The sequence below is a fragment of the Deltaproteobacteria bacterium genome (assembly GCA_011375175.1).
In the GTDB taxonomy this organism is placed as follows: Bacteria; Desulfobacterota; GWC2-55-46; order GWC2-55-46; family DRME01; genus DRME01.
Window position 1 is genome coordinate 1 of sequence record DRME01000040.1, and the last position, 9,836, is coordinate 9,836.

Annotated in this window: 7 protein-coding genes; 6 read left to right on the plus strand and 1 reads right to left on the minus strand. The window is 64.6% G+C overall.

Annotated features, from left to right (window positions below):
* Positions 1 to 296 precede the first annotated feature (296 nt).
* The 6 genes from hslV to ENJ37_02625 all read left to right on the plus strand — a co-directional run bounded on the left by hslV (position 297) and on the right by ENJ37_02625 (position 8,146).
* Positions 297 to 830: an ATP-dependent protease subunit HslV gene (gene hslV / locus ENJ37_02600; protein ID HHL39374.1), complete on the plus strand. Its 534-nt coding sequence runs from the start codon at positions 297 to 299 to the stop codon at positions 828 to 830.
* Positions 831 to 1,179: 349 nt separating this feature from the next.
* On the plus strand, positions 1,180 to 2,532 hold the full coding sequence (gene hslU / locus ENJ37_02605) for an ATP-dependent protease ATPase subunit HslU (GenBank protein ID HHL39375.1): 1,353 nt from the start codon (positions 1,180 to 1,182) through the stop codon (positions 2,530 to 2,532).
* A 20-nt stretch (positions 2,533 to 2,552) separates the two neighbouring features.
* Positions 2,553 to 3,443, plus strand: coding sequence for an acetylglutamate kinase (argB, locus tag ENJ37_02610; protein HHL39376.1), 891 nt, complete (start codon positions 2,553 to 2,555; stop codon positions 3,441 to 3,443).
* Positions 3,400 to 4,350 carry a peptide chain release factor N(5)-glutamine methyltransferase gene (gene prmC, locus ENJ37_02615; protein ID HHL39377.1) on the plus strand — a complete coding sequence of 317 codons (951 nt, stop codon included), beginning with the start codon at positions 3,400 to 3,402 and terminating at the stop codon, positions 4,348 to 4,350. The genes argB and prmC overlap by 44 nt, the downstream gene beginning before the upstream one ends.
* Positions 4,351 to 4,553: 203 nt before the next feature.
* A complete protein-coding gene (locus ENJ37_02620) occupies positions 4,554 to 5,753 on the plus strand; it encodes an acetylornithine transaminase (protein HHL39378.1) in 1,200 nt (399 codons plus the stop codon).
* Positions 5,754 to 5,794: 41 nt separating this feature from the next.
* Positions 5,795 to 8,146: a PAS domain S-box protein gene (locus tag ENJ37_02625; GenBank protein ID HHL39379.1), complete on the plus strand. Its 2,352-nt coding sequence runs from the start codon at positions 5,795 to 5,797 to the stop codon at positions 8,144 to 8,146.
* A 43-nt stretch (positions 8,147 to 8,189) separates the two neighbouring features.
* Here the strand turns inward: ENJ37_02625 and ENJ37_02630 are convergent, their stop codons facing one another.
* Complete coding sequence (locus ENJ37_02630) at positions 8,190 to 9,650, minus strand: UbiD family decarboxylase (protein ID HHL39380.1); 1,461 nt, start codon at positions 9,648 to 9,650, stop codon at positions 8,190 to 8,192.
* Positions 9,651 to 9,836: the final 186 nt, after the last annotated feature.

The following is a 9,836-nucleotide window of genomic DNA, read 5'->3' on the forward strand; positions in this document are numbered from 1 at the left end:
AAGTCCAACTGTAGCGCCTGCCGCAACGACGACACTTGAAACGCCCGTCGGAAAGTTGCCAGGCACGGCTATAAAAACACTCGGTGCAACGTCTCACGACCAAACCATTTTACATGATTTGGTCCGATTTGGTTAGCCATTACCAAAGTTTTTGGAGGGAGTCTGAGGGAACCGTGGGTCTGTGACCCTTTTACGAAAAGGTTCCCTCAGTGCAATAAATCAGAGTTTCCTTAAAAGTCTTTGAGGGGGGAGGGGAGTCTTTCCCCGAAAGCTCGCCGGAAGGAGGTTTTTCGATCTTGAGCGGATTCCACGGCACCACCATCATAGCCGTAAGGCGCGGCGGCCGGGTGGCCATGGCGGGAGACGGCCAGGTCACCATGGGCAACACGGTGGTCAAGCACGGCGCGGTGAAGGTGCGGCGCATGCGCGAGGGCAAGGTGCTCGCCGGCTTCGCCGGCTCCACGGCCGACGCCATGACGCTCTTCGACAAGTTCGAGGCCAAGCTCGACGAGTACCGCGGCAACATCACCCGCGCCGTCGTGGAGCTGGCCAAGGACTGGCGGACAGACAAGATACTGCGGCGGCTCGAGGCCCTGCTCATAGTCGTGGACAGCGGGCACAGCTTCATCATATCGGGGAGCGGCGACGTCATAGAGCCGGAAGAGGGGATAGCCGCCATAGGCTCGGGAGGACCCTTCGCAGCGGCGGCGGCAAGGATGCTCGTAAGGCACACCGAGATGGATGCGCGCTCCATAGCCGTAGAGGCGATCAGGGCGGCGGCAGAGACGTGCGTCTACACCAACGACAGGATAACGGTCGAGGAGCTGTGAGCCCGCCTGGCGCGGGCCGAACCCGCCGGGGAGCGCCACGCAGGCGGCGGTAGCGGCAAGCCCCCTCAAGATTTCTTTAAGGAAACTCTGATTTATTGCACTGAGGGAACCTTTTTGTAAAGGGTCATGGACCCCCGGTTCCCTCAGACTCCCTCCAAAAACTTTTTGTTTGCTCTTCGAGCCGCGTTGGTTTTCATGATCGCCGAGGAAACGAGGTTCTTTAGCCCAAGTTAAAAGTCTTTGAAGGGGGTCTGGGGGAAACTTTCTACAGAAAGTTTCCCCCAGAGAAAGTTTCCCCCGCGGCAGTCAAGGGGAGTTTCAGTCTTTCACGGGAGGTCCGTTGAGCAGGATGAAAAGCTTTACGCCCAGAGAGATCGTCTCGGAGCTCGACAAGTACATAGTCGGCCAGCGCGAGGCCAAGCGGGCCGTGGCCATAGCGCTTCGAAACCGCTGGCGCCGCCAGCAGGTCCCCGCCGAGCTGCGCGACGAGATAGCGCCGAAGAACATCATCATGATAGGCCCCACGGGCGTGGGCAAGACCGAGATATCGAGGCGTCTTGCAAAGCTCGCCATGGCGCCGTTTCTCAAGGTCGAGGCGAGCAAGTTCACCGAGGTCGGCTACGTGGGCCGGGACGTGGAGAGCATCATCCGTGACCTGACGGAGCTCGCCGTCAAGATGGTGAAAGACGAGGAGCGCGTCAAGGTGGACGTGAAGGCCCAGGAACTGGCCGAGGAGAAGCTGCTCGATCATCTGCTGCCGTCCGCGACCCCGGCCGCTCCGGCACAGGACCCCCGGAGCGTCGAAAAGGAACGCGAGCTGCGCAGGTCCACGCGCGAAAAACTTCGCAAGCTGCTGCGCGAGGGCAAGCTCGACGACAGGGTCGTGGAGATAGAGACGACGGAGCAGAAGATGCCCATGGTCGAGATATTCTCCGCCGGCGGGGTGGAGGAGATGGACATGAACATAAAGGACATCTTCTCCAACATCTTCCCCCGCAAGTCGAGGCGCAGGAAGGTCAAGGTCCCCGAGGCCTTCGAGCTCATCCGCGCCGAGGAGGCCCAGAAGCTCATCGACATGGACAAGGTCGTGAAGGACGCCGTCGAGCGGGTCGAGCAGTCGGGCATCGTCTTCATAGACGAGATAGACAAGATCGCCGGCCGCCAGTCGGGCCAGGGACCCGATGTCTCCCGCGAGGGCGTGCAGCGCGATCTGCTGCCCCTTGTGGAGGGCTCCACGGTCAACACCAAGTACGGCATGGTCCGCACCGACCACATTCTGTTCATAGCTTCCGGCGCCTTCCACGTGGCCAAGCCCTCGGACCTGATACCCGAGTTCCAGGGACGCTTCCCCATAAGGGTCGAACTCAGGCCCCTCGGCGAGGACGACTTCGCAAGGATACTCACCGAGCCGCGCAACTCGCTCACGAGACAGTACAAGGCCCTGCTCGCCACCGAGGGCGTGAGCATCGAGTACTCCGACGACGCCATCCGCGAGATCGCCGCAATAGCCACGGCCGTCAACGACAGGATGGAGAACATCGGGGCCCGGCGGCTCCACACGGTCATGGAGATGGTCTTCGACGAGATAAGCTTCGACGCCCCCGACCTCACCGACAAGGAAGTGACCATCGACAGGGAGTACGTGCGCTCGAGGCTTTCGGCCATACTCCGCGACGAGGACCTCTCGCGCTACATACTCTGACCCGCCCGCGAGGAAGACCGATGGTTCAACGACACATAGACAAGATAAAGACGCTATTCGAGGCGCTTCCCTACATCAGGAAGTTCCACAACAAGACCATCGTCATCAAGTACGGCGGCAGCGCCATGGTCGAGCCCGAGCTCAAGCGCAGCTTCGCCCGCGACGTGGTGCTCATGAAGTACGTGGGGCTCGACCCTGTCATCGTCCACGGCGGAGGTCCGCAGATAGGCGATCTGCTCAGCAGGCTCGGCAAGGAGAGCCGTTTCGTGAGCGGCATCAGGGTGACCGACGACGAAACGATGGACGTGGTGGAGATGGTGCTCGTCGGCAAGGTGAACAAGGAGATAGTGGGGCTCATAAACCACTACGGCGGCAACGCCGTAGGTCTGGGCGGCAAGGACGGCGGGCTCGTAAAGGCCAGGGCGCTGAAGATCCAGGGCGAGGAGATGGGCCTGGCCGGCGACGTGGAGGCCATCGACCCGAGTGTCATCGAGTGCCTGGACACGAGCAACTTCATACCTGTCATAGCGCCGGTCGGCGGAGGCGAGGACGGCCGCAGCTACAACATAAACGCCGACCTCGTGGCAGGCCGCATCGCAACGGCCCTGAGGGCCGAGAAGCTCATACTGCTAACCGACGTGGAGGGACTCCTCGACAAGTCCGGCAAACTCGTCTCCAGGCTCACCCTCGACGAGGCGCGCTCGGCCATAGACATGGAAGTCGCAACGGGGGGCATGATCCCCAAGCTCCGCTGCTGCATCGAGACGGTGGCCGGCGGCGTCAACTCGGCCCACATAATAGACGGCCGCATCGAGCACGCCGTGCTGCTCGAGGTCTTCACCGACGCGGGCATCGGTACGAAGATAAGTGTCGAGGGCGACGACGACAAAGGCGAGGATACGGTCGGCTGAGGTGCGCCTTCGGGAGGCGGCCACGGTGGCCGAGGCCGTCGGGGCGGCCGAAGAGCTGCTCGAGGCGGGCGGCGTGGACGGCAGGGAGGCCTTGCTGGCGGCTTCGCACCTTACGGGCGTGAAGCCGGCCGAGCTCAGGCTGCGCATGGGCGGGCTCAGGGCCGCTCCGCGGCTTCCGGCGGCGCTGGCCTCGGTGGTGGAGCGGCGCGTCGGGCGGCGCGAGCCGCTCCAGTACATACTGGGCGAGCAGGAGTTCCGCGGCCTTGCCCTCGCGGTCACCCCCGACGTGCTCATCCCGAGGCCCGAGACCGAGCTCGTCGTAGACGAGGCGCTGCGGGCGCTCGGCGTCATGGAGGAGCGGGCGCCGTGGGACGGCGACGGTCCGGCGGTGCTCGATCTCTGCACCGGCAGCGGCGCCATAGCCGTGGCCATGGCCCTGGAGCGGCCGGACGCAAGGGTCGTCGCCGCCGACATATCGGAGCCGGCGCTCGCCGTTGCCCGCAGCAACGCGGAGCGCCACGGCGTGGCCGACCGCCTGGAGTTCGTGGCCGGCGACCTCTTCGACGCCCTCGACGACGCCGCCTTTGCCGGTCCCTTCGACCTCGTGGTCTCGAACCCCCCCTACGTGGCATCGGCCGATATCGAGGGGCTCGACCCCGAGCTCTTCCATGAGCCGAGGATCGCCCTCGACGGCGGTCCCGACGGCCTCCGCTTCATCGGGCGCATCGCCCGCGAGGCCGCGCCGCGGCTGCGCCGCGGCGCGGCCGTGGTGGTCGAGATAGGCTACGGCCAGGGCGGCGACGTGGAGCATATCTTCAGGGCCGCGGGACGCTACGGGGCGTTCGCGCTCAGACGCGACTACGCCGGCATCGAACGCATAGCCACCGCATGGCTCGGCGGGGAATAGAATCGATTACTCTGAGGGAACCTTTTTGTAGAAAAGGTTCCCTCAGACTCCCTCCAAAAACTTTTTGTTTGCTCCTCGATCCGCGTTGGTTCTCATGATCGCCGAGGAAACGAGGTTCTTTAGCCCAAGTTAAAAGTCTTTGAAGGGGGTCTGGGGGAAACTTTCTTCAGAAAGTTTCCCCCAGAGGCCGGAAAGGTATCGCAATGGAACGGGAACGGAGTAACGAAGAGATAATGGCGCTCACCGAGCGGCACGTGGCGGCCACGTACAGGCGTTTTCCCATCGCCCTTGTGCGGGGGCGGGGCGCGTGGGTATGGGACGGCGACGGCAAGAGATATCTCGACTTCGTCTCCGGTCTTGCCGTCTGCAATCTCGGCCACTGCCACCCCGCGGTTGTGGAGGCCCTGCAAAGGCAGGCGGCCAGGCTGCTTCACGTCTCGAACCTCTATCACATCGAGCCCCAGGCCGAGCTGGCCGGACTGCTTGCGGCCAACAGCTTCGGCGACAAGGTCTTTTTCTGCAACTCCGGGGCCGAGGCCAACGAGGCGGCCATAAAGCTTGCGCGCAAGTACTTCAGCGACAGGGGCGAGGGGCGCTTCCAGATAATAACCATGGAGAAGTCCTTCCACGGAAGGACCATGGCCACGCTGGCCGCCACGGGCCAGAAGAAGGTGCAGGAAGGCTTCGAGCCGCTCCTTGAGAAGTTCGTCTACGTGCCTTTCAACGACGTCGAGGCCCTGCGCAGTGCGCTGGGCGAAGAGACGGCGGCCGTGCTCGTCGAGCCCATCCAGGGCGAGGGCGGCGTGAACATGCCGGCCGAGGGGTACCTGAGGGAGCTTCGTTCGGTCTGCGACGGCGCCGGCGTGCTGCTCATATTCGACGAGGTGCAGGTGGGGATGGGCCGCACGGGCAGGCTCTTCGCCTACGAGCACTTCGGCGTTACGCCCGACATCATGACGCTCGCCAAGGGGCTGGGCGGGGGGGTGGCCATAGGCGCCATGGTGGCGACTGAGGAGGTGGCCCGCTCCTTCACGGCCGGAGCCCACGCCTCCACCTTCGGCGGCAACCCGCTGGCCACGGCCGCCGGGGTGGCCGCCCTCAAGGCTACACTCGAGGAAGGCGTGCTGGAGAACTGCCGGAAGGTGGGGGCGCAGCTTGCGCAGGGGCTTGAAAGGCTGCGCCGGCGCTTCCCCTTCATCCGCGAGGTGCGGGCCCTGGGGCTAATGATGGGGGTGGAGCTCGACGCCTCTGCTCCCGATGTGGTGCTGCGGTGCATGGAGCGGGGCCTGTTGGTCAACGCCATAGGAGAGCGCGTCCTGAGGCTGCTTCCGCCCCTCGTGATAAGCGGGGAGGAGGCGGAGTGCGGGCTCTCCGTGCTGGAGGAGGTCTTCGGGGAGCTCTGAGCCCAGGGGGCGGACCGGTCCGGCTTGAGGTGGATGGGGATATGAAGCACTGGAGGGACGGGGGCAGGGAAGAGGTTCACGGTGGGCGCGGTCCCGCCAGGGCGCCCTCGAAGACGGGCGGTGCGCCACTCTCCCGTGCCGAGCTGCGCTTTGACGCCCTCGTCGACGCGCTGGACGAAGCGGTCATCGTCGAGGATATTTCAACGGGGCTCGTCACGCGCTGCAACGACGCCGCTGCGCAGCTCCTCGGTTACGACCGTAACGAGTTGGTGGGCCTTCCGTCGGCGCGTCTCTTCGTAGAGGGGGACGCCCCGGGGGCGCGCCGGGGCGGGCCTGCAGGGGAGGGCGGCGGCCGTGGCGGGGAGCGGGAGGCGAGGCTTCGACGCCGCGACGGAGGGACGGCGGCGGTGCGCTGCAGGGTCGTCGGCGCGGCGGGGGAGCGCCTCGTGGTGCTCCGCGACGTCGGCGGCCCCAGGCGCGCAGAAGAGCTTCTCGCTCGCAGTCAGGAGCGGTTCCGCCGCCTCGTGGACAGGATAAACGACGGCCTGGTGGCCGTAGACGCATCCGGAGCGGTAACCTTCGTCAACAGGAGGCTCTGCCGCATACTGGGCTTCGGCCCCGACGAGCTCATAGGCCGCCCCTACGCCGATCTCTTCGACCCCGCCAGCGTGGAGGCCGCAACGGCGGCCCGCGCAAGCTGCGAACCGAGGGAAGTGGACATGCGCCGCAAGGACGGCCGCCTGCTTACGGTGCGGATCGCCTCGGAGTCACTGGACGACGCCGACGGACCGGGCGCCAGCCTCGTTCTCGTCACCGATGTGACCGAACACCGCAAGACCGAAGCCGCGCTCGTCGAGAAGTCCATGTACCTTGACAGCATACTTCGAAGCGCCATAGAGAGCGCCATCGTCACAACGGATCTCGACTTCACGATCACCTACTACAACCCCAGGGCCGAGCAGATATACGGTTACGCCGCCTCCGAGGTCATAGGCAGGAGCGTTCACCAGATACACGAAAAGGTCGGTGTCGACGAGGAGCGCTTCCGCAGGGGCATAGAGAACGTAAGGCGCTGCGGCGAGCACCGCTACACGGTGGAGCAGCGCAGGGAAGACGGCGGGGTGCGCACCATCGAGGCGCGGGTCTCCGGCATCTACGGCGCCGGAGGGGAGCTTGTGGGCTACGCGCTCTTCGGCACCGACGTGACGGCGCGCATCGCCGACGAGAACCTCAAAAGGGAGCTGCGCGAGCAGCTCTTCCAGGCCCAGAAGATGGAGGCCATAGGACGGCTTGCCGGCGGCGTGGCCCACGACTTCACCAACCTGCTTACGGCCATAAAGGCGCTGACCTACTCGTCGATGAGCAAGGTCCGCCGCGGCAGTCCCCTTTACGAGGGCCTCAAGAAGATACGCTCCACGGCCGAGCGCGGCGCCACCCTCATACGCCAGCTCCTCCTCTTCAGCCGCAAGCAGCCGACGGAACTCAAGGTCCTGGACATAAACGAAACCATCGGCGGTCTCCTCAACATCCTCGCGCCGGTCATAGGCGAAGACATATCGGTCGAGACCGAGCTCGACTCGGAGCTATGGCCCGTGCTGGCCAACGAGTCGAACATCGAGCAGGTTATCATGAACCTGGCCGTCAACGCCCGCGACGCCATGCCCGATGGCGGTGTGCTCACCATAAGGACCGAGAACAGGGTGGCCGACGAGTCCTTCTGCAAGACCATGCCGGGGGCGGAGCCGGGCCGCTACGTGTGCATCGTCATCGAGGACACGGGTGTGGGCATGGACGAAGAGGTCCGCCGGCACATCTTCGAGCCCTTCTTCACCACCAAGGGATCGGGCAAGGGTACGGGGCTGGGGCTCTCCGTGGTCTACGGCATAGTAAAGGAGCACGACGGGCTTCTCGGCGTCACGAGCGAGCCCGGCAAGGGCACAAGCTTCACGGTCTGCCTGCGGGCCGCGGAAGGCGCGGCCTCCAGGGCGGCGGCCGCGACCCGCCGCGACGAGCCGGGAGGCGGCGGGGAGAGGATACTCGTAGTGGAGGACGAGGCCGTGGTGAGGGAGTCGCTTCGCATGGCGCTCGTCGAGAAGGGCTACCGGATAAGCGAGGCCGCAAACGGCGGGGAGGCCCTCGAACTCCTCGAGGACGCGGACGGCGCCGTCGATCTCCTCTTCAGCGACCTCGTCCTCCCCGACATGAGCGGTCTGAGCCTCGCCGAGAGAGCGAGGAAGACGCGCCCCGACCTCGCCGTCCTGCTGTGCAGCGGATACACCGACAGGAGCATCGACTGGCGGTCGCTGCGCGAAAACCGCATAGGCTTCATCCAGAAACCCTACGACATCCCCGATCTCCTGGCCGCCATAAAAGGCATCATCGACTCGTCATGATCTCCCGGCGGGGCGCTTTCCGCAGAAGGACCGAAAAAGGCTCCTAAAGGCCGTACTCGCGCCACCGCCGCGTGACCAGCTCCACCGTCTTCTCGTCCATCCTCACCGGCTCGCCCCACTGCCGCGTCACCTCCGGGCCCCTCTTGTTGGTGGCGTCTATGCCCATCTTGCTGCCCAGCCCTTCTTTCGGAGACGAGAAGTCGAGGTAGTCTATGGGGGTGTCCTCTATCACGGTCGTGTCGCGCTTGGGATCCACCCGCGTGGAGAGGGCCCAGACGACGTCGCTCCAGTCGTGGACGTTTATGTCGTCGTCGACGACGATCACGTACTTGACGTAGAGGAACTGCTTCAGGGCCCCCCAGATGCCCATCATCATGCGCTTTGCGTGGCCTGGATACTCCTTTTTTATGGAGACGACGGCGATCCTGTAGGAGACGGCCTCCATGGGCAGCGAGAAGTCGACGACCTCCGGGAAGTGGAGCCTGAGCGAGGGGAGGTACATGCGGTTGAGCACCGTGCCGATGACGGCGTCCTCCTTGGGAGGGCGGCCCGTTATGGTCGTGAGGTAGAGGGGGTCGCGCCGGTGGGTCACGGCCTTCACGTGGAAGACCGGGAAAGGCTCGACGCTGTTGTAGTAGCCCGTGTGGTCGGCGTAGGGTCCCTCGGGGGCCGTCTCGTCGTGACGGATCTCGCCTTCGATGACTATCTCGGCCGTTGCCGGGACCTCGAGCGGCACGGTCTTGCAGGGGACGAGCTCTATGGCCTTTTTTCGCAGCACGCCCGCGAAGTGGAACTCGCCCACGTCCTCGGGCACCGGCGTTACGGCGGCTATGGTCGTCGCCGGCTCGCACCCTATGGCCACGGCCACGGGCATGGGCTCGTTGCGGGCCGCCCACTGGCGCTGATGCGAGGCGCCGCCCCGGTGGGCAAGCCACCGCATTATGGCGCGTCTGGGGTCGAGGTACTGCATCCTGTAGACGCCGGCGTTGTAGGGACCGCCCCCGGGCGCTTGGGTTATGACGATGGGCCAGGTGATGAGCGGGGCGGCGTCGCCGGGCCAGCACTTTATTATGGGAAAGCGCGAGATGTCGGCGTCCTCTCCCGTGAGGACCACCTCCTGGCAGGGACCGCTGCTCACGGTCCTGGGGCCGAGGGTGAGCATCTTTCCGAAGAGCGGTATGCTCTTGACGGCGTTCCAGAGCCCCTCCGGGGGCCTGGGACGCTGGAGAAAGGCTATGAACTCGCCTATCTCGCCTATATCGTCCTCGCTTATGCCCAGCCCCATGGCCACCCGCTCGGCCGTGCCGTAAAGGTTGGCCACTATGGGCACACCCTCGAAACCCCTCACGCGCTCGAAGACCACCGCCGGACCCCCGCTTCGCACGAGCCTGTCCATTATCTCGGCCACCTCAAGCTCCGGGTCCACCTCGACGCGCACCCGCCTGAGCTGCCCACCCTTCTCAAGCCTCCTCAAAAATCCTCTCAGGTCCTTGAAGGTCGTCATGGCAATATCCCTCGATGACTGAGGAAAGTTTCGATTGATTACACTGAGGGAACCTTTTTGTAAAAAGGTTCCCTCAGACTCCCTCCAAAAACTTTTAATGCGAGTTGGTTTCCCCCTGTTTTGCCTGGCAAAACAGGGGGAAACCAACTCGTATTGAAAGTCTTTGAAGGGGGTCTGGGGGAAACT